At 69.6% G+C, this 18764-nt stretch carries 17 protein-coding genes and 2 pseudogenes; 7 read left to right on the plus strand and 12 right to left on the minus strand.

Features of this window, described 5'->3' with window-relative positions:
* Positions 1 to 74 precede the first annotated feature (74 nt).
* From ACFVXC_RS19145 to ACFVXC_RS19165, 5 genes and pseudogenes are all read right to left on the minus strand, one after another.
* Positions 75 to 863, minus strand: coding sequence for a GNAT family N-acetyltransferase (locus ACFVXC_RS19145; RefSeq protein WP_389906599.1), 789 nt, complete (start codon positions 861 to 863; stop codon positions 75 to 77).
* An 85-nt stretch (positions 864 to 948) separates the two neighbouring features.
* Entirely contained in the window at positions 949 to 1992 is a 1044-nt protein-coding gene (locus ACFVXC_RS19150) for a PhlD (protein ID WP_389906600.1), read from the minus strand.
* Between the two features lie 109 nt (positions 1993 to 2101).
* A complete protein-coding gene (locus tag ACFVXC_RS19155; protein ID WP_389906917.1) occupies positions 2102 to 2563 on the minus strand; it encodes a hypothetical protein in 462 nt (153 codons plus the stop codon).
* A gap of 123 nt (positions 2564 to 2686) precedes the next feature.
* Positions 2687 to 3070 (minus strand): annotated as a pseudogene (locus tag ACFVXC_RS19160) (helix-turn-helix domain-containing protein); the annotation flags it as partial.
* A gap of 332 nt (positions 3071 to 3402) precedes the next feature.
* Positions 3403 to 4290 carry a Gfo/Idh/MocA family protein gene (locus tag ACFVXC_RS19165; RefSeq protein ID WP_389906601.1) on the minus strand — a complete coding sequence of 296 codons (888 nt, stop codon included), beginning with the start codon at positions 4288 to 4290 and terminating at the stop codon, positions 3403 to 3405.
* 222 nt (positions 4291 to 4512) lie between these two features.
* Here ACFVXC_RS19165 and ACFVXC_RS19170 point away from each other — a divergent pair, with 222 nt between their 5' ends.
* The 3 genes from ACFVXC_RS19170 to ACFVXC_RS19180 all read left to right on the plus strand — a co-directional run bounded on the left by ACFVXC_RS19170 (position 4513) and on the right by ACFVXC_RS19180 (position 7123).
* Positions 4513 to 5991 (plus strand): MFS transporter, encoded by a 1479-nt coding sequence (locus tag ACFVXC_RS19170; protein ID WP_389906602.1) that lies wholly within the window; start codon positions 4513 to 4515, stop codon positions 5989 to 5991.
* Positions 5992 to 6034: 43 nt separating this feature from the next.
* Positions 6035 to 6616 (plus strand): TetR family transcriptional regulator, encoded by a 582-nt coding sequence (locus ACFVXC_RS19175; protein WP_389906919.1) that lies wholly within the window; start codon positions 6035 to 6037, stop codon positions 6614 to 6616.
* Positions 6617 to 6721: 105 nt separating this feature from the next.
* Positions 6722 to 7123, plus strand: a complete 402-nt coding sequence (locus ACFVXC_RS19180; protein ID WP_389906603.1) for a cupin domain-containing protein — start codon at positions 6722 to 6724, stop codon at positions 7121 to 7123.
* Between the two features lies 1 nt (position 7124).
* On the opposite strand, the pseudogene ACFVXC_RS19185 reads toward ACFVXC_RS19180, so the two are convergent.
* Positions 7125 to 7491 (minus strand): annotated as a pseudogene (locus tag ACFVXC_RS19185) (EamA family transporter); the annotation flags it as partial.
* On the opposite strand from ACFVXC_RS19185, the gene ACFVXC_RS19190 reads away from it, so the two are divergent.
* Both ACFVXC_RS19190 and asnB read left to right on the plus strand, forming a co-directional pair.
* Positions 7463 to 7744, plus strand: coding sequence for a hypothetical protein (locus tag ACFVXC_RS19190; protein WP_389906953.1), 282 nt, complete (start codon positions 7463 to 7465; stop codon positions 7742 to 7744). The pseudogene ACFVXC_RS19185 and the gene ACFVXC_RS19190 sit on opposite strands and share 29 nt — an antisense overlap.
* A gap of 165 nt (positions 7745 to 7909) precedes the next feature.
* Complete coding sequence (gene asnB / locus ACFVXC_RS19195) at positions 7910 to 9751, plus strand: asparagine synthase (glutamine-hydrolyzing) (RefSeq protein ID WP_389906604.1); 1842 nt, start codon at positions 7910 to 7912, stop codon at positions 9749 to 9751.
* Between the two features lie 33 nt (positions 9752 to 9784).
* Here the strand turns inward: asnB and ACFVXC_RS19200 are convergent, their stop codons facing one another.
* The 4 genes from ACFVXC_RS19200 to ACFVXC_RS19215 all read right to left on the minus strand — a co-directional run bounded on the left by ACFVXC_RS19200 (position 9785) and on the right by ACFVXC_RS19215 (position 12698).
* A complete protein-coding gene (locus tag ACFVXC_RS19200) occupies positions 9785 to 10111 on the minus strand; it encodes a hypothetical protein (RefSeq protein WP_389906605.1) in 327 nt (108 codons plus the stop codon).
* A gap of 240 nt (positions 10112 to 10351) precedes the next feature.
* Positions 10352 to 11035, minus strand: a complete 684-nt coding sequence (locus ACFVXC_RS19205) for a formylglycine-generating enzyme family protein (RefSeq protein ID WP_389906606.1) — start codon at positions 11033 to 11035, stop codon at positions 10352 to 10354.
* Between the two features lie 14 nt (positions 11036 to 11049).
* Positions 11050 to 12270 carry an RNA polymerase sigma factor gene (locus ACFVXC_RS19210; protein ID WP_389906607.1) on the minus strand — a complete coding sequence of 407 codons (1221 nt, stop codon included), beginning with the start codon at positions 12268 to 12270 and terminating at the stop codon, positions 11050 to 11052.
* Between the two features lie 11 nt (positions 12271 to 12281).
* A complete protein-coding gene (locus tag ACFVXC_RS19215) occupies positions 12282 to 12698 on the minus strand; it encodes a YciI family protein (protein ID WP_389906608.1) in 417 nt (138 codons plus the stop codon).
* 200 nt (positions 12699 to 12898) lie between these two features.
* Here ACFVXC_RS19215 and ACFVXC_RS19220 point away from each other — a divergent pair, with 200 nt between their 5' ends.
* Entirely contained in the window at positions 12899 to 13705 is an 807-nt protein-coding gene (locus ACFVXC_RS19220) for an isocitrate lyase/phosphoenolpyruvate mutase family protein (protein WP_389906609.1), read from the plus strand.
* Here the strand turns inward: ACFVXC_RS19220 and ACFVXC_RS19225 are convergent.
* Positions 13702 to 15825 carry an MMPL family transporter gene (locus ACFVXC_RS19225; protein ID WP_389906610.1) on the minus strand — a complete coding sequence of 708 codons (2124 nt, stop codon included), beginning with the start codon at positions 15823 to 15825 and terminating at the stop codon, positions 13702 to 13704. The two genes, ACFVXC_RS19220 and ACFVXC_RS19225, sit on opposite strands and share 4 nt — an antisense overlap.
* A 174-nt stretch (positions 15826 to 15999) precedes the next feature.
* The gene (gene lpdA / locus ACFVXC_RS19230; RefSeq protein WP_389906611.1) at positions 16000 to 17403 is read right to left on the minus strand and encodes a dihydrolipoyl dehydrogenase; all 1404 of its coding nucleotides are present in this window, start codon (positions 17401 to 17403) and stop codon (positions 16000 to 16002) included.
* Positions 17404 to 17696: 293 nt separating this feature from the next.
* Here lpdA and ACFVXC_RS19235 point away from each other — a divergent pair, with 293 nt between their 5' ends.
* Positions 17697 to 18545, plus strand: coding sequence for an SAM-dependent methyltransferase (locus tag ACFVXC_RS19235; protein WP_389906612.1), 849 nt, complete (start codon positions 17697 to 17699; stop codon positions 18543 to 18545).
* Positions 18546 to 18764: the final 219 nt, after the last annotated feature.

Consider the following 18764-nt stretch of genomic DNA (forward strand, 5'->3'; position numbering starts at 1 on the left):
CTTACCTTATCTCTTGTCGCGAGGGTGAAGTCACCGGCCGCCCGGCGTGTGTGGAACCCGGAGGGTGATCACCGCTACTGATGTTTCTGGGGCTCGTAGACGAACGGCGTCGTCACGCTCAGCGGTACGAACCCCAGGCGCTGCAGAATCGGGCGGCTGTCGTCGGTGGCGTCCACCTGGAGGTAGCGCAATCCGCGCTCGGCGGCGATGCGGGTGCGGTGGGCGATCAGGGCGCGGTAGATGCCCTTGCCCCGCCACTGCGGTGCGGTGCCGCCACCCCAGAGGCCGGCGAAGTCGGTGCCGGGGTAGAACTCCATCCGCGCCGAGCTCACCGGCACGTCACCCGCCATCGCGACCACCGCGACGACGGCGTCCGGGGTCTCGGTCAGCTGGGTGAGGACCCGCTTGGCGAGTCCCGAGCCGTCATCGCCGAACGCCATCTCGTGGGCGTCCGCCATCAGTCGCACGCCGGCCGCGTCCGTCACCGGGAGCAGGCGGACTCCCTCGGGCGGTTCGGGCTCCGTGGACAGGTCGGCTACCTCGGCCACCATCACGGTCTCCGGCGGCTCGGGGACGAAGCCGGCCGCCCGCAGCCGGTCGGCGAGGTCAGCGGGGCGGTCGTGGGAGTACAGCTTCCACTCGAACTCGCGCCCGAGGGACGTGTAGTACCGCACCTGCTCGGCGATGACGGCATCCGCCGTGGCCGCGTCGACGTCCGCCCAGTGGACGCCGTTCCAGTCGTGCTCCGGGCCGATCTGCCGGACGACGGCTCCGGCCCGCTCGACGCGCGCACCGGGGCTTTCCGTCTGCGCGCCGCGCCGAATCTGCCGGTCGTAGGCCGCCAGTACCTCTACATGGTCCATGCGGGTACTTCAGCACCGAGGGTGGGGTGTGACAACCGAATTACCGCTGGTGGAGCTCCGGCTCCATCCCCGGGAGCGGCCAGGGTCACGCCTGCCAGCGACAGCGCAGCGCCGCGGTGGCGAAGCCGGGTCCGAAGGCGACCATGACACCGCGGGCGCCGTCGGCGGGAGGAGCGGCGTGGGTGCGTTCGAGGACTCTCAGGACGCTGACGCCGCCGAGGTTGCCCTCGTCGGCGAGGGTGTCGGTGGAGTGGCGGGTGTCGTGGGGGGCCAGGCCGAGTGAGGTGGCGGTGTCGGAGAGGATGCGGGGGCTGCCGGGGTGGATGACGGCGAAGTCGGGTGCTTCTTCCGGGCCGTACCAATTCTTGAAGTGGGGCAGGACTTCCGCGGCCGCGCTGAGGGCCTTCTTGCTGGAGTCGAAGTGGATGCCCTCCACGTCGATTCGACCGCGCTGCCGATCGAGGCTGTCAGCCAGGACGTACTCGAAGGTGCCGTCGATCGTGAGTCCCGGGCCGAGGGGGGTGTCCGTGACGACCGCCGCGGAGGCCGAGTCCCCGAACAGGGCCTTGTAGATCATCGATTCGATGCTGGTGTCGGAGTGCTGGTAGATGGCCGACAGGACCTCCGCGGCCACCACGAGGACCTTGCTCCCGGGGTGCGCGCCGACCAGTTCAGCGGCACGGATGAGAGTGTGGGCGCCCCCGGGGCAGGCCACCGTGGTCAGTGCTATGCGGCGCACTGTAGGGCGCAGGCCGAGACGTTCGATGAGGTTGACGTCGAGGTTCGGGATCGCCCAGCTGGTGGTGTGCGTGGTGACGATGGCATCGATGTCACCGGCGGCGATTCCGGCCGTGTCGAGGGCTGCGATGGCGGCACGCTCGGCCATGGCGAGAGCGTCACCGAAGGCGACGCGGGCACGTTCGCCCATGTCGGCCGAGCCGGAGACGGTGGGGGAGTCCAGCGGCCGGGTGAAGTGGCGTGTCAGGACACCGCAGTTGCCGACCACGCGAAGGATCGCCCGGAGCCGGGGGTGGTCGGGATGATGGGCGAGTATGTCGTCGGCTATCTCGGCGGTAGTGACTTTGTGGTCACCCAGGACTGTCTTGGGTCTGGAGACATGAACGGGCACGAGGCGACTCCCACGGGCGGTCGTGTCGGATGTGGGGGGTGGGGCACAACGTACTTCAAGGTGCTGAAGTCGTCCCCCTCTCCGAACCGTGGAGGCCGCTGACGTCCCGTCAGTGGGCGCGCAGCATGGGCGCACGCGTGTGGGAGCGCTGTGCGCCGGGGTGGAACACAAGGATCATGAGCCGGGCTCCGGGCGCGGTCAAGGGTTGGGCGGCGCACATGGTGACCCAGCCCGGACCCCGTTCGGCGTGCAGCAGCGGACGCTCGTCGCCGTCCGGGTGGGGATAGGGGTTGCCGGCGTCATAGGGGGCGGCGGTCTCGGGGTCGGCGAGGACCTCCTTCTCTATCTGGCGCAGAGTGCCGTCCTCGGGCCGGGACGCGAGGGCCGCTCGAAGCTGCGGCAGCACCATGGGGGCCCAGGCGGTGTGCCAGTCCATCAGTGTCCGGCGGGCGACGGGGTCCAGGACCATCCACCGCATGATGTTGCCGGGGACTTTCCTGTCGGGGAACATGGTGGTGAGGGCTTCGTTGTAGGCGAGCATGTCCCATGACGCATCAGTGATGTAAGCCATGTGACGGACGCCGTCGACCGCCTCCTGCCACACCCCGGGCACTTCTTTCCCGGACGACTGGTGAAGTGGACCGGGTGGCTCCTGCAGCAGTGCGTACCGGCAGAGCGAAACCCACTCCTGCTCATTGAGCCCAAACAGGCGTGCGACATCCCGCAACAGCGAAGCGGGCGGATTGGGATAACTCCCCGACTCCAACCGGTGATACGTCCCAATGGCCCGGTGCAACAGCTGGTCGACCTGATGCTGGGAGAGCCCGCGGGCCCGTCGCCCCTGGCCCGTGGGGCGGCTGAAGCCGTGCGATTCGGGGGCAATGAGGGCGCGTCGTTCGCGGAGCAGAGCGCGGAGCGCCGTCTTGTTCATGGTGGCTAATCCCTCTTGTACACGCCGAGTTGAGCGCCTCCAGTCTAAATATTCGCAGCGACTTTGGTAGTAAAGATTGCCCGAAGAAAAACGATCAGCCGATGCGGCATCATGGATGGAGCGGAACCGCCGACCTGCAAGCTCCATCGTCGGCGGGCACGCGGACACAAGTGTGGGGCATCTTGACCGGGGAGCTGAAATTGGCTGAAATTCCCCGGCGTTGGGTACCCCCTAGGCCCATTGGGCCGCTGCGGGAAGTGTATGGATCGCTTGTTCGTATTCCGATGTGTGTGGTCGGTAACGGCACACTCGGGACGTACGGCGCATGACTTCCCGAATCGGTTCTTGGGTCCACTGGCTGCGGCCGGTGCCGTCACTCGCCATTACGTAGCGGCCACGGTACCGGCCGCCCGCGGTTGTGCCGGGCGGTCCAGCGACACGATCGGCAGTCGCGTTCATCCGGCGGGGAGCCGGTCACCTCATTCGGCAGGAAGCTGCTTCTCGGCCAGGGCCAGGATCTCCGTCACGCGCAGTCCGAACCGCACGTCGCAGGCGTGCGGCCGACCGGATCGCGCCGACTCGACCAGCGCGTCCACCGCCGAGCGGAACGCGCCGAGCGCCTCGCCCCCGGACGGCATCAGCGCCGTTCCCGCCTCGCCGCGCAGTTCCACCGTCACCCCCGAAGCCTTCGCGGGCGTGCTCAGGCTCAGCGTCGCGCTGCTCGATGCCCCGCCGCTGTGTCGCAGGACCAGATGGACCAGGTCCGCCGGGCCCGCCGCCGCCGTCACGTCGGTCACATCGCCGAGCACCGGCACCAGGACGGACAGGGCGTGCGGGCCGACATCCCACAGACCGCCCCGCCGCGCTCGCCACGGCGACGGGAACGGGCTGGTCCCGTCCGCCGAGTAGAACGAGCCGTACCAGTCGGCGCGCCCCGTGAACCAGCCCTCGATCGCAGCCTGTTGAGCCACCCAGGCCGACGTCGGCCCGGCGAAGCGCAGCGTGAAGAAGACGACGGACGCCACCCGGGCCGCCTCGGCCGCCGCCGCGAGGTCACGTGCCGCGGCCACGGTCGTCGCCACCGGCTTGTCCAGGAGCAGATGACACCCCGCCGCGGCGGCCCGTGCGGCCAGCGGCGCCTGCACGTCCGGCGGCACGGCGAACGTCACGGCGTCGCTCGCGGCGAACAGTTCATCAACGTCCGCGTACGCCGTGGTCGCGTGCCCCGACGCCAGCGCGGTCGCCGCGTCGGACCGCCGTCCCCATACGCCGCTGAACTCCACGTCCGGGTGCGCGGCGAGCGCCGGAGCGTGCGTGGACGAGGCCCAGGGGCCGGTCCCGACCAGTCCAATTCGCAGATTCTTCATGAGCGGCATTATGGCTGACTCCATACCGTCCGCAGTGGCGGTACCCGCGGCCCACAAGGCAGTTGGCCGCTCTTCGCTGTGGTGTTCAAGCCTGGGATGGCTGGAACTGGTTTCCGAACTCAGCGGCGGTGAAAGCCCATTCACCCGCTATGGTGAATTCTCATTCACTTCGTTTCGCCTTCCATTCGCTTCTCTGCACTGCGTGTCCGCGCTGGAGTGATCATGAAGCTCGTCCCGATATCTTCTTCGGCCGGCACAGGCATAGGCGCCCGCCTGACGGTTCCGGTTCTGGCCTTCGGCGGCATTCTCATGGCGGTCATGCAGACGGTGGTCGTGCCGCTGCTGCCCGATCTGCCGCGGCTGACCGGCAGTTCACCGGGTGCGGTGTCCTGGCTGGTCACCGCCACGCTCCTGGCCGGTGCCGTCCTCACACCCGTACTCGGCCGGGCCGGCGACATGTACGGCAAACGGCGGGTGCTGCTCGCCGCGCTCGGCCTGATGACCGTGGGCTCGACACTCTGCGCGCTCACCTCCGACATCCGCCTGCTGATCGCGGCCCGCGCGCTGCAGGGCGCCGCGGCTGCCGTCGTACCGCTGTCGATCAGCATTCTGCGGGACGAGCTCCCGCCGGAGCGCACCGGTTCGGCGGTGGCGTTGATGAGTTCGACGGTCGGGATCGGGGCGGCGCTCGGCCTGCCGCTCGCCGCGCTGATCGTGCAGTACGCGGACTGGCACGCCATGTTCTGGGCGACGAGCGCTCTAGGCGCCCTCGGTCTTGCCCTCGCCTGGTGGACCGTACGCGAGTCGCCGGTCCGTTCGCCGGGACGCTTCGACATAGGGGGTGCGCTGGGGCTTGCCGTCGGTCTGGTCTGTCTCCTGCTCGCGGTGTCGCAGGGCGGGCAGTGGGGGTGGAGCAGCGCGCCCGTGCTCGGCCTGTTCGCCGGTGCCTTCGTCGTCCTTGCCGTGTGGTGGAGGCAGCAACTCCGCTCGAAGCAGCCCCTGGTGGATCTGCGTCTGGCCTCCGGGCGGCGCGTGGCGCTGCCGCACGTGGCGGCGCTTCTGGCGGGGTTCGCCTTCTACGCCAACTCACTGGTCACCGCCCAGCTGGTGCAGGCGCCCGTCGCCAGTGGCTACGGCCTCGGCCTGTCGATCGTGGCGACCGGGCTCTGCCTGCTGCCCAACGGCCTGATCATGCTGGTGCTCTCGCCCGTTTCGGCCCGGGTCTCCACCGCGTACGGCGCCCGCGTGACGCTGGCGATCGGGGCTGCGGCCATGGCTCTGGGCTATGTCGTGCGTATCGCCGACAGCCGCGATCTCTGGGTGATCCTGCTGGGGGCGGCCGTGGTCTCGACGGGAACGACGTTCGCGTACTCGGCCCTGCCCACCCTGATCCTGCGGGCGGTGCCCCTCGCGCAGACCGCGTCCGCGAACGGCGTGAACGTCCTGATGCGCACCATCGGGCAGAGCGTGTGCAGCGCGGCGGTCGCCGCCGTGCTCGTCCGGCACACCACCGTCCTCGACGGGGTGCATGTGCCGACTCTGCCCGGCTATCAACTGGCCTTCGCCATGGGCGGAAGCGTCGCACTCGTCGCCTGCGCCGCGGCCGTCGCCATACCCTCGGACCCGTCACCGGACGGCCCGGAGCGGACCGTCGGGCGGCCAGGGCCCACGCAGGAGACGGCCCTGGAAGGGAGAAGCTGACACCTTGAACACCTCTGACGCCATGACCAGCCCGGCCTCCGGTATGGCGGCGCGGCCCGATGCGGCTGCCACCGGGCCCGCCCGCCGCGACGCCCAGGAGACGAAGGCCGTCATCATCCGCGCCGCCCGCCACCTTCTCGCCCGGCACGCACACGCCGACATCACGCTCAAAGCGGTGGCCGAACGGGCCGGTGTGAGCGCGCCGTTGATCCTGAAGTACTTCGGCAACAAGGACGCGCTCTTCGCCCGCGTCATGTCCTTCGAGACCGACGCCGAGGCACTCCTCGACGCGCCCCTGGCCGAGCTCGGTCACCACATGGTCCACCACCTCCTCACCGGCCAGGCCGAGCACGGCGCCGACCCCATCCTGCGGATCGTCTTCGCCCCGCTCCACCGCGAACAGGGCGACATCCTGCGCGCCAACTTCCGGACTCAGGTGGTGGAACGCCTCAGTGAGCGCCTCGCGGGACGGGATGCGGGTGTGCGCGCGGAGCTTGCGGTGAGCATGTTGCTCGGTCTTGGCGTGATGTACGGGATAGCCCGCGGGCAGCATGTGCGGGGCGCGCCGATCGCCGAGATCACCGAGCGGTACGCGTCCACTGTGCAAGGCTTTCTCACGCCTTGAGTCCGCGTCGTCCCCGGCGCCGGATTCGTCCCCATCGACATTCGGAAACGGAGAGCGCGCGTGAGTGACGCGAGTGAACGCCCTGCCTTGGCATGTGAGTTGGGTATGGAGTCACATCCGGAAGGTGGCTGGTTCGTGGAGACCTGGGCCTCGGGCCACTCCTTCACGCCCACGGGTTACCCCGGCGCGCGAAAGGCCGCCACCGCCATCTACTTCCTGCTCTGTCCGGGAGAGGAGTCCCGCTGGCACGTGGTGCGTTCCGACGAGATCTGGCTGTGGCACCGTGGTGGCCCCCTGGACCTGCGCCTGGGGGGTGACGGCGATCTTCCGAAGGAGGGTTCGGCGCCCATGCGTCTTGGCCCGGGGGTCGAGCACGGTGAGCGCCCGCAGATCCTGGTGCCCGGTGGAGTGTGGCAGGCCGCGCGCCCTGCCGGGGACGAACCGGTCCTGGTGAGCTGCGTCGTCGCGCCCGGCTTCGACTACGCGGACTTCCGGCTGGCGGACTGAGGCTGTTCGTCCTGCGGCGCGTCCTGCGGCGCGCACACCACTGTGGTCGGCTAGCCCTTCCCCCCCGGTGTACGACGGCGACCGCCGCGAGTCCGGCCGCGAGCCCCAATGCCGTCTGTACGCCGAAGGGTTCGCCGAACATCAGGGCGCCTCTCAGGGCCGTCACCGGCGCCATCAGGAACATGAGCGTGTTGACCTGCGTGGCCCCGGAGTGACGCAGGATCAGCCAGTAGGGCCCGTACCCGCCGAAGGTGGAGAGCGCCACCAGCCAGCTGATCGTCACCCAGCACGACGCCTCCGCCGACGGCGCTCGCGGCGCCCGCGCCCGCCGCGAGCGCCGTGAAGACGACGCTGGTCACGCAGCGGACGCACCCCGCATACCAGGTCATCACCGGCCAGAAGGCCTGGATGCTCGCCCTGTTCACCGGCCTCGTCCGTGGCATCGCGCCCCGTGGGGCGGCGCAGCTCGGCAGGACGCTCATGCTGCCGCATGAGGGTGGCCTGGTCGCGCACGGTCTGCACATCGTCCCGGACACGATCGATCACGCCCGCGACGACGCGGCGGTGCTGGTCGGTGACGCTCTCCGTGCTGCCTCCTCCACTCAAGAAAAGCGCAGGTGAGAGCCCCTTTGGGGAAGTCTTTGCCGTTGGCCGGAATGCGCTGTTCCGTGTTACGGGGGCATTGACCGTATGCAGTCGGCGGGAGCACTCTGGCCAAATAGCTGCTAGCTACACCTATTTTCGTCGGGTGGTGGCTCGCAGGCGGCGTGAAGCAGGAGGTAGCGCATGTGCGGCATTACTGGCTGGGTCTCCTTCGACCGTGATCTGCGGTCCGTGTCCGACACCTTGAACGCGATGACCGAGACGATGTCCTGCCGCGGCCCCGACGACCGCGGCACCTGGATCGAAGGACCCGCCGGACTCGGGCACCGCAGGCTCGCCATCATCGACCTGCCCGGCGGGCGCCAGCCCATGACCGCGCGGACGCCGCGCGGCACCGTCGCCCTCGTCTACTCGGGGGAGACGTACAACTTCACCGAACTGCGCCGCGAACTGACCGGGCGCGGCCATCGGTTCACCACCGAATCCGACACCGAAGTCGTCCTGCGCGGCTATCTGGAGTGGGGCGAGGCGGTCGCCGAACGGCTCAACGGCATGTACGCGTTCGCGGTGTGGGACGGACGTGACGACAAGCTCGTCATGATCCGCGACCGGATGGGCATCAAGCCCTTCTACTACTACGAGACCCCGGACGGCGTCCTGTTCGGCTCCGAGCCCAAGGCGATCCTCGCCAACCCGCTGGCCCGTGCCCGGGTGACCACCGATGGTCTGCGAGAGCTCTTCACCTTCGTCAAGACGCCGGGCCACGCCGTGTGGGACGGCATGAACGAGGTCGAACCCGGCACGGTCGTGACCGTCGACCGCAGCGGTCTGCGCCGCCACACCTACTGGCAGCTGGAGACCCGCCCCCACCCCGACGGCCGCGAGGAGTCCGTCGCCAAGGTGCGCGAGCTCCTCGACGACATCGTGCGCCGCCAGCTCGTCTCGGACGTGCCGCGCTGCACGCTCCTGTCCGGGGGCCTGGACTCATCGGCCATGACCGCGATCGCCGCACGTCAACTCGGCGAGGCGGGCGAGACCGTACGCAGCTTCGCCGTCGACTTCGTCGGACAGAGCGAGAACTTCGTCGCGGACGCGCTGCGCTCCACCCCGGACACGCCCTATGTGCACGACGTGGCCAAGGCCTCGGGCACCGATCACCGCGACATCGTCCTGGACTCGCACGCCCTCGCCGACCCCGAGGTACGGGCCAAGATGATCCGAGCCCGCGACCTGCCCATGGGCTTCGGCGACATGGACGCCTCCCTCTACCTCCTCTTCCAGTCCATCCGCGAACACTCGACGGTCGCGCTGTCGGGGGAGTCGGCGGACGAGGTCTTCGGCGGCTACCTGCAGTTCTTCGATGAGGATGCCCGCCGTGCCGACACCTTCCCCTGGCTCGTGCGGTTCGCCGAGCACTTCGGCGACGACGCGGACGTGCTGCGCCCGGACCTGAGCGACGCTCTCGACCTGCCCTCGTACATCCAGAACAGCTACGACACGGCGGTCGCCGGGATCCGACGCCTCGACGGCGAGAGCGACTTCGAGTTCCGGATGCGGAAGATCTGCCATCTGCACCTGACCCGGTTCGTGCGTGTCCTGCTCGACCGCAAGGACCGCGCGAGCATGGCCGTCGGGCTCGAGGTGCGGGTGCCGTTCTGCGACCACCGCCTGGTCGAGTACGTCTACAACGCCCCCTGGTCCCTGAAGTCCTTCGACGGCAGGGAGAAGACCCTCCTGAGGGAGGCGACGGCGGACGTCCTGCCGCGCTCCGTGTACGACCGGGTGAAGAGCCCCTATCCCTCCACCCAGGACCCCAAGTACGCCATCGCCCTCCAGGGGCACGTCAGGGATCTCCTCGCCCAGCCCGCGCACCCGGTCTTCGACATCGTCGACCGGGACCGGGTGACGCGGGCGGCGGTACGTGACGTACCGCAGATCACCCAGGCGTCCCGGCGCGGGCTCGAACGCACGCTGGACCTGGCGCTCTGGCTCGATCTGTACAAGCCGGAGATCGTCCTGACCTGAGCGTCGCTGTCCTGAGTGTCGCCGCCCCGGCCGTCACTGCCCCGAGCAGCTGCGGACCGTCGGCTGCGGTGGAACCCGTTCCTCGGGGTCGGGTTCCGCCGAGGTCGCGAGGGTGTCGAGGAAGCGCTGGAGCGCGGGTGCGCCACCGGGGCCCAGGCTCCGGCGGACGGGCGGCACGGCCGCCGGAGCGCCGGAGCCGCGACTGGCCTTGGCCGCGGGGCAGGGGGGTTGCGTCGCGTCGACGATCACGGCCCGGCGTATGAACTCATCGACCGGGAGCCCGAGTTGGTCCGCGTTCCGCAGGACCGCTTCGTACTCGTCGGGCGTGAACAAGACCTGCACAGGCTTGGCACCGTCCATGAACGCATGATGCCGTCCGATCGTCCGCCGCGCGGTGCGGTTGGCATATTCGCGCTCGAAGGCGTGAAACGGAACGGTATCGACATGAACGGTCGGAAAGAGATGTAGGCCCCGACCGGACGGGGGAATCGCGATCGGGACCTACGTACTGTTCAACGGTGAACCAACGGCCGGTGTTCCCAGGTCGGGGCTCTGTCGCTGTGAGCTGCGTTACGTCCCTGACGGTGTCGGGAAGGGCACTTACCGCGACTGAGGGCCCGGGTCGAACGCCGCGGTAGAACGCGCGACGCGGAACCCCACATCGTCGATCCGGAACGTCGGATGGCTGCGGCGCCGCACCGAGGCCCGGCAGCTCCAGTGCTCGTCGAACCATCCACCGCCACGGAGCACCCGATAGGTGCCGTACACCTCGGCGTCGTAGAGATCCCAGCACCATTCCCAGACGTTGCCCAGCATGTCGTGCAGGCCCCACGCGTTGGGCTGCTTGCCGCCCACCTCGTGGATCCGTCCGGAGCCGTTGCCGCCATGCCAGGCGATCTCGTCGAGCGGCCCGTACCGCGCACCGGTCGTACCGGCCCGGCAGGCGTGCTCCCACTCGGCCTCGGTCGGCAGCCGGTAACCGTCGGCGGACGTGTCCCACTCGGCGCCTTCGGCGCCTTCTCCGTCGGTGCCGAGCCGGTAGGCGGGTGTCAGTCCCTCCCGCAGGGACAGGGCGTCGCAGAACCGGACCGCGTCCAGCCAGGAGACGCCCTCGACGGGCAGCCCCTCGCCGGTCGCGGTGCTCGGCCGCTCGCCGGTGACTCGCGCGTACTGCTCCTGGGTGACGGGGAACGCCGACAGCTCGTGGGCCGCGACCTCGACCGTCCAGCTGCGCCGCGTCCGCCGGTCCGACAGCGTCACCTGCCCCGCCGGGACGCTGATCATCTCGTTCTCCGTACTCAGGTGGACAGCAGGCGGGCCGCACGCATCTGCAAGTAGCGCGTCTCGGGAACGCTCAGCGTACGCTTGGCCGCCAACTGGTACGCCTCCCGGGCCCTTTCGGTCTCGCCCGCCCGCTCCAGGAGATGGGCGCGTACGGCGTCGAGCCGGTGATGGCCCGCCAACCGGTCCTCGAGCGAAGCGACTTCGGCCAGCCCGGCACGCGGCCCGTGCACCATGGCGACGGCTACGGCCCTGCTCAGTTCGGCCATCGGCTCGGGAGTACGGCGCACGAGAATGTCGTAGAGGGCGAGGATCTGCGGCCAGTCCGTGTCGTCGGCGCGCGCCGCCTCGTCGTGCAGCGCGGCGATCGCCGCCTGTAGCTGGTACGCGCCCGCGGGGCCTTGGGACAAGGCCTTCTCGACAAGGGCGGAGCCCTCCTCGATCGCGCGCCGGTCCCAGCGCGAGCGGTCCTGTTCGTCGAGGGGGATGAGCTCCCCGTGGGGGCCGGTGCGGGCCGCGCTGCGGGCCTCGGTGAGCAGCATGAGGGCGAGCAGCCCGGTCACCGTGCCCTCATCGGGCAGCAAGGGGCGCACGGACCGAGTGAGCCGGATCGCCTCGCGCGCCAGATCCGCGCGGTGCAGGCGACTGCCGGAGGTCGCCGTATAGCCCTCGTTGAAGATGAGGTAGAGCACCTGGAGCACCACCGCGAGCCGCTGATCACGGTCCTTCGGGTACGGCTGTCGAAAAGGCACCCCCTTGACCTTCGCCTTCGCCCTGCTGATCCGCTGCGCCATCGTCGCCTCGGGCACCAGATGGGCGCGGGCGATCTCGGCCGTGGTCAGGCCGCCCACGGCGCGCAGCGTGAGCGCGACCTGCGCGGCGGGGCTGAGCACGGGATGGCAGCACAGGAAGAGCAGGGTCAGGGTGTCGTCGTCGGACGGCGCGCGGCTCTCGCCCGGCGCGGACGCCGTGAAGGCGTCCCGGGGCGACAGCTGGGCCGCCTCCTCCTCACGTCTGCGCCGCGCCTCGTCACTGCGCAGCTGATCCATGAGCCGTCGCGAAGCGACCCTGATCAGCCAGCCGCGCGGGTTCTCGGGAACGCCCTCCTTCGGCCATTGCCGTGCCGCGGCGAGCAGCGCCTCCTGTACGGCGTCCTCGGCCTCGCCGAAGTGCCCGTACCGGCGCAGGAGCGCGCCGAGGACCTGCGGCGCGTGCAGGCGCAGCAGGTCCTCGACCACGGCTTCGCCGTTCAGGACGCGTCGTCGGGGGCGCCCATGATGGGGCGGATCACCACGGGATAGAGAGGTGCGCCCTCGGGGACCGGACACTGCTGGATCCGGTTGGCGATCTCGGTCACACGGTCCAGGCTCGCGCAATCCAGGACCCAGAATCCGGCGAGTACTTCCTTCGTCTCGCCGTAGGGACCGTCCGTGATGACCGGGCGGCCATCCTTGTCCACGCCGACCAGGCGGGTCCGGGCGGGCTCGGCCAGACCCTGCGCGTCGACCAGCTCGCCGGACTCGGCCAGGTCGTCGTTGAGCGCGCCCATGAAGCCGAACATCGCCTGCAGATCCTTCTCGCTCCAGGACGGGCTCGTCGCGTTCGCCTTGCCGCTCTGCGCCTCGTAGTCCGCCTGCGTGCCCTGCACCATCACCAGGTACTTCATGACGTCACTCCTCGACTGTGCGGTGGTCACCCTCGGTGGGCAACTCTCACAGGGGACGTCGGGGCCGACCACCTGTTCTCGACATTACGCCGCAAGATTTCCGAGGACATCCGCAGGGACGTCTCAGGCTGCCGTCGCGACCCCTCTCCCACCAGGACGTTTCGGTGGTCGCCGAATCGACGCGCGGCTACGGTCCGGGCATGACCTACGCACAACGAGCCGATCAGTTCCGCGCCCTGCACCGCGCCGGTGAGCCCCTGCTGCTGCCCAACGCGTGGGACCACGCCTCCGCCGCCGCGCTCGCCCACGGAGGCTTCCCCGCGATCGGCACCACCAGCCTCGGTGTGGCGGCCGCAGCCGGCAAGGCGGACGCCACCGGCGGCACACGGGAGGAGACCCTGCACCTGGCCCGCGGCCTGGCCCGACTGCCCGCACTGCTCACCGTGGACATCGAGGGCGGCTTCAGCGAGCGGCCCGATGAGGTCGCGGCGCTCGCGGCGGAACTCGTCCGGGCAGGCGTCGTGGGCGTCAACATCGAGGACGGGCGCCCGGACGGGACGCTGACCGGCACGGCACAGCAGTGCGAGCTGATCCGCGCCATCAAGGAGACCGTCCCCGACCTGTTCGTCAACGCGCGCACGGACACGTACTGGCTGGGCGCCGGGGGAGCGGGGGAGACCGAGCGCCGGGCATCGGCCTACCGACTCGCGGGCGCCGACGGCCTGTTCGTCCCGGGCCTGCAGGACGAGGAGGCGATCGGCGGCCTTGTCGCAGAGGTGATCGACATCCCGCTCAACATCCTCTACGCGCCGGGCGCCCTGACCTACCGGCGCCTCGCGGAACTCGGCGTGCGCCGGGTGAGCAGTGGCTCGCTGCTCTTCCGCGCCGCGCTGCACGCCGCCGTCGGGACGGCCCGCTCGATCGCCCGGGGCGGCTCCGTGCCGGAGGACCTGCCTTCGTACGCTGACACGCAGGCCCTCTCCGCGGCCCACGGCGAGGGCGGCTAGGCCGCAGGCTTCTTGTCCCGCTCGCCCTTCTCGTCCCCGTGCCCCGGCCACCATGCCGCGTGCCCGATCAGGGCGGTCAGCGCGGGTGTGAAGATCATTGCCATGACGAAGGCGGCGATGAGGATGCCGAAGGAGAGGGAGAAGCCCATCTGGGAGAGCGTCGAGTTGCCCGCGAGCATCAGCGTTGCGAACGTACCCGCCAGGATCACGCCCGCCGAGCCGATCGTCGGGCCCGAATGGCGCACCGCCGTGCCCGCCGCGTCGTGCGGGGTGCGGCCCTCGCGGGCCTCCTCGCGCAGCCGCGACACCATCAGGATGTTGTAGTCCGTGCCGAGGGCGACCACGAACAGATACATGATCACGGGCAGCATGAACATCAGCCCGGGCTGACTGCCGATCTGCTGGAAGAGCAGCGAGGTCGCGCCCAGGGTCGCGCCGAAGCCGAGGGCGACGGACACCATCAGGTACCAGGGCGCCACCAGGCTCCGCAGGAGCAGGCCCAGGATGACCATGATGGCAAGGGCGGCCACCGGGAAGACCACCGAGTAGTCGCGGTCCACGGCCTTGTTGATGTCGACGTACACCGCCGTCGTACCGCCGACGAGTGCCTCGGTGCCTGCCGGAGCGTCCTCGTGGGCGATCGGGCGCAGCCGGTCCTTGACGGTCGAAAGGGCCTTGTCGGAGGCGGGCGGGTCCGTGAGGATCACGTCGAACGACGCAGTCGTGCCGTCCGGGTTCATACGGGGGCCGGAGACCTCGCCCACGCCCCGGACGTCGTCCAGCTGCCCCCGGAAGGCGGCTGCCCGCGCCTTGGGGAGCGGGCCGTCGTCGGTCGAGGTGAGGTAGACGGAGGTCGGGTCGGTGGAGCCCGCCGGGAAGCCCTTCTGAAGATTCTCCAGGGCGACCATCGACTCCTTGTCCTTGGGCAGCGAGGAGCCCGCCAGGTCGAAGTTGGCCCGGTAGCCGAGGGCGCCGAGGGTGAGTGCGGCCATGAACACCGCCGACACCAGGGCCCAGACAGCGGGCTTGCGCGCGATGGAGGCGCCAAGGCGCGCGAACCCGGTGCCCTGCGGCTCCCGCTGCCACGACTTCGACGGCCAGAACACCTTCGTGCCGAGCAGCGAGACGACGGCGGGGACCAGTGTGAGCCCGGCCAGCAGCGTCACGAAGACCGCGATGGCCAGGGCGGGCCCCATCGACCGCAGCATGCCGAGCGAGGAGAGCGTGAGGGCGGCGAACGCGACGATGACGGCGCCCGCCGCCGAGGTGATCGCCTCGCCGACCCGCTCGACGGCGTGCACCATGCCGCCCTTGGGATCCTCGCCCGCCCGCAGGGCCTCTCGGTAGCGGAAGAGCAGGAACAGGATGTAGTCCGTGCCGACGCCGAACAGGACGACGGTGAGCAACTGCTGGATGGAGGAGTCGGCCTTCATGTCGAAGGCCTTGTTCGCGGAGGCGATCAGACCGGTCGCCATCGGCGAGATGAGGCCGATCAGGACCACGGGGAGCAGCGCGATGATCGGGCTCCGGAAGATCACCAGGAGCAGCACGATGATGATCACGATCGTGCCGACCCCGACGAGCAGTCCGGCCCGCTCCGACGCGTCGCTCTCGTCGAGCGCCTGCGCGGCGGAGCCGGTGATCCCCGCGGACAGGTCCGTGCCCTTCAGCTCGGGCTTGAGATCGGACCGCAGGTCCTTGACCGCGTCCTGCTGTGCGGTGTCCTCGGGGTCGGTGAGCTTCGGCATCGCGACGACCGACGTCTGCACGAGTTTGTTGGGCGAGACCGCGCCGGGCACGACCGCCTGTACCTCGGGGATCTTCTTGGCCCGCAGGCCCTTGGAGATACGGGTGACGTCCGCGGAGTCGGCCGCCGTCAGCTTCCCGCCGTCGGAACGCCGGAAGACGATGATCGCGCCGACGTTCTGCTGTTTGGGGAACTCCGCTTCCTGTATGTCCGCCGCGCGGATGGACTCGTAATGGTCAGGAAGGAAGCTCGCCTCGTCGCTGCTGGAGGTGAGTTTCGGCGCCAGGGAGATCACGGCACCGGCCGCCACCACCCACGCCAGAATGATCCACCACGGGCGACGGACCACGAATCGGCCCAGGCCAGAGAACATCGGCTGCTGCCTCTCCCTCGCCCCCGAGGCGTAACAGATGCGTTCCGACCAAGGATCTTCCGGACCGGGCGACCCCGCCACTTGAGCCGTTCGGCGCAGCGGCGGGGCGCGCCCGCGGACGCTTGGGCGCCCCCCCCCGAGCGCCCGCGGACGCTTGGGGGCGCCCGCGCGCCGTCAGAAGTTGATCATGTGCCCGGCCAGGCCGTGCACCGCTTCCTTGACCGCCTCGCCGAGCGTCGGGTGCGCGTGGACGTTGCGCGCGACCTCGTGCACCGTCAGGTCCCACTGCTGGGCCAGGGTCAGCTCGGGAAGCAGTTCGGTGACGTCGGGGCCGATCAGGTGGGCGCCGATGATCTCGCCGTACTGGCCGTCACTGATGATCTTGACGAAGCCGACGGTGTCGCCGAGGCCGTGCGCCTTGCCGTTCGCCATGAACGGGAACTTGGCGACCTTGACGTCGAAGCCCTTCTCCTTCGCCTGCGCCTCCGTCCAGCCGAAGCTGGCGATCTGCGGCTGGGAGTAGGTGGCGCGCGGGATCATCGGGTAGTCGAGTTCCATCGTCTCGGCGCCGGAGAGGGTCTCGGCGGCCACGACGCCCATGGACTCGGCGGTGTGGGCGAGCATCAGCTTCGCGGTGACGTCACCGATGGCGTAGATGTGCGGCACGTTCGTCCGCCCGCGGCCGTCGATGTCGATGGCGCCGCGCTCGGTCAGCGCCACACCCGTCGCCTCCAGGCCGAAGCCGGTGACGTTCGGGGCGAAGCCGATGGCTTGAAGGACCTTGTCCGCCTCCAGGACCTCCTGCTTGCCGTCCTTGCCGGTCACGGTGACCTTGACCTGCGGGCCCGACTCGTCGATCGACTCGACGCGGGTCGAGGTCTTCACGTCGATGCCGAGCTTGCGGTACTGCTTGGCAAGCTCCGTCGAGACGTCCGCGTCCTCAAGGGGCGCGATGCGGTCGAGGAACTCGACGATCGTGACCTTCACGCCGTAGTTGTGCAGGACGTAGGCGAACTCGATACCGATGGCGCCCGCGCCCGCGATCACGATGGACTGCGGCACGCTGTCGGCGAGGATCTGCTCCTCGTACGTCACGACGCGCTCGGAGCGCCGCGTGCCGGGCAGCAGCTTCGGCGTGGCGCCGGTGGCGATGACGCAGTTCTCGAACGTGATCGTGTCCGTCGTGCCGTCCGGCTTGGCCACCTGGAGCGTGTTCGCGTCGAGGAACGTGCCCCGGCCGTCGAACTCCGTGATCTTGTTCTTCTTCATCAGGAAGTGGACGCCCTTGACGCGGCCGTCCGCTACCGTGCGGCTGCGGTTGAACGCCTCGCCGTAGTCGAAGGACACGTTGCCGTCGACCTTGATGCCGTACGTCTTCTGCTCGTGCGTGAACAGATGTGCCAGTTCCGCGTTGCGCAGCAGCGCCTTGGTCGGGATGCAGCCGACGTTGAGGCAGACACCTCCCCAGTACTTCTCCTCGACGACCGCTACCCGCTTGCCCAACTGGGCGGCGCGGATGGCGGCCACATAGCCGCCGGGTCCTGCTCCGAGCACGACGACGTCGAAGCGGTCTTCCATGGGGAGGTCCTCTCTGGTGGTGCGTATCGGGTGTCTGTTGGTGCGTATCGGGTGGTACGTGACTCGCGCACGTCCGATCATGCGCCATCCGGCCGCCTCGCGGGCGGCCGGGTGTCCGATGTCATGCCGTCCCTCCCCGGCCGTGTCCTCAACCACCACCGTGGGCAAGCCCGTTGGGGATCGGTACCAGGTTCACCCGGCCGTGGGCCACGGGATAGTGTCGCCGTGACGGAGCAGCACCCCATGTCCCCGTGAGGCACCCATATCCCTCTGGGAGAGGCGGAGAACGCACTGTGGCCGCAGACGAGCTGTCCGAAAGAACGTCCATCCCCTTCGACGTGCCGACGTCGGCACGTGCCTACGGCTGGATGCTCGGAGGCAAGGACAACTACGCGGTCGACCGTGAATTCCTGTTGCGTACGCTGCCCGACTTCCCCGAGTGCGTCGACATCGCCCGGCAGAACCGCGAGTTCCTGTTCCGCGTCGTGCGTCATCTGACCGAGGCGGGGATCCGCCAGTTCATCGACATGGGCTGCGGTCTGCCGACCGACGACAACGTCCACCAGGTCGCGGGGCGCTTCGCACCGGACACCCGTGTCGTCTACGTGGACATCGACCCGATCGTCCTCGCACACGGCAGGGCGCTGCTCGCCGACGACTCCACCACCACTGTCATCAACGGCGACATGCGCGACCAGGACGCGATCCTGGAGCACCCCGACATGACCCGCCTCATCGACTTCGACGAGCCGGTCGCGGTGCTCTTCCTCTCGGTGGTGCACCACCTCACCGACGCCGACGGCCCCCGCCGCGTGCTGCGCACGATCATCGACCGCGCCGCCCCCGGCAGCTACCTCGGCGTCTCACAGGTCGTCGCGGACGACCCGGCCCGCGGCGCCGCGATGACCGCGCACATCTCCGGCGGCGGCGTTCCCTGGCAGACCCGCACCCCGGCCGAACTCGACACCCTCCTGAACGGTCTGGAGCCGGTCGAGCCGGGCCTGGTGAACCTGGTCGACTGGCGCCCCGACGCCGGCCAGCCCCCGCTCGCCCCGGTCCACGAGGACCTGGCCCCCTACCTGGGAGCCACCGAGCAGAACAAGGGGATCTACGAGTACGGGGGTTTGCTCCGCAAGGCATAGCCATACACAATGGTGTGCATGATCCAGCACCTGACCGCCGCCGTGAGGACCTTCGGGGTCCCGTGGCGTCGTGGGTGCGAGCGATCGGGTCGCTAGCTGCCCGGGAATCCGTTCCCGACTGTCCGGAGTTCCGCCTCCGTGACGCCACCCGTTCACTCACAACTGAAGGATCACCATGACTGTGGTTTCTCCCGCGACCGCGGCTTCCCCCGCCGTCGC

The organism is Streptomyces sp. NPDC058257 (assembly GCF_042881845.1).
Lineage (GTDB): Bacteria > Actinomycetota > Actinomycetes > Streptomycetales > Streptomycetaceae > Streptomyces.

Excerpts from the sequence above, each read along its gene's own strand:
- ACFVXC_RS19165 (WP_389906601.1), bottom strand. The coding sequence starts at position 4,290 with ATGAAGAATCTGCGAATTGGACTGGTCGGGACCGGCCCCTGGGCCTCG.
- ACFVXC_RS19205 (WP_389906606.1), bottom strand. The coding sequence starts at position 11,035 with ATGATCAGCGTCCCGGCGGGGCAGGTGACGCTGTCGGACCGGCGGACG.
- ACFVXC_RS19145 (WP_389906599.1), bottom strand. The coding sequence starts at position 863 with ATGGACCATGTAGAGGTACTGGCGGCCTACGACCGGCAGATTCGGCGC.
- lpdA (WP_389906611.1), bottom strand. The coding sequence starts at position 17,403 with ATGGAAGACCGCTTCGACGTCGTCGTGCTCGGAGCAGGACCCGGCGGC.
- ACFVXC_RS19170 (WP_389906602.1), top strand. The coding sequence starts at position 4,513 with ATGAAGCTCGTCCCGATATCTTCTTCGGCCGGCACAGGCATAGGCGCC.
- ACFVXC_RS19200 (WP_389906605.1), bottom strand. The coding sequence starts at position 10,111 with ATGGACGGTGCCAAGCCTGTGCAGGTCTTGTTCACGCCCGACGAGTAC.
- ACFVXC_RS19175 (WP_389906919.1), top strand. The coding sequence starts at position 6,035 with ATGGCGGCGCGGCCCGATGCGGCTGCCACCGGGCCCGCCCGCCGCGAC.
- ACFVXC_RS19180 (WP_389906603.1), top strand. The coding sequence starts at position 6,722 with ATGGAGTCACATCCGGAAGGTGGCTGGTTCGTGGAGACCTGGGCCTCG.
- ACFVXC_RS19155 (WP_389906917.1), bottom strand. The coding sequence starts at position 2,563 with ATGGCTTACATCACTGATGCGTCATGGGACATGCTCGCCTACAACGAA.
- ACFVXC_RS19225 (WP_389906610.1), bottom strand. The coding sequence starts at position 15,825 with ATGTTCTCTGGCCTGGGCCGATTCGTGGTCCGTCGCCCGTGGTGGATC.
- ACFVXC_RS19220 (WP_389906609.1), top strand. The coding sequence starts at position 12,899 with ATGACCTACGCACAACGAGCCGATCAGTTCCGCGCCCTGCACCGCGCC.
- asnB (WP_389906604.1), top strand. The coding sequence starts at position 7,910 with ATGTGCGGCATTACTGGCTGGGTCTCCTTCGACCGTGATCTGCGGTCC.
- ACFVXC_RS19215 (WP_389906608.1), bottom strand. The coding sequence starts at position 12,698 with ATGAAGTACCTGGTGATGGTGCAGGGCACGCAGGCGGACTACGAGGCG.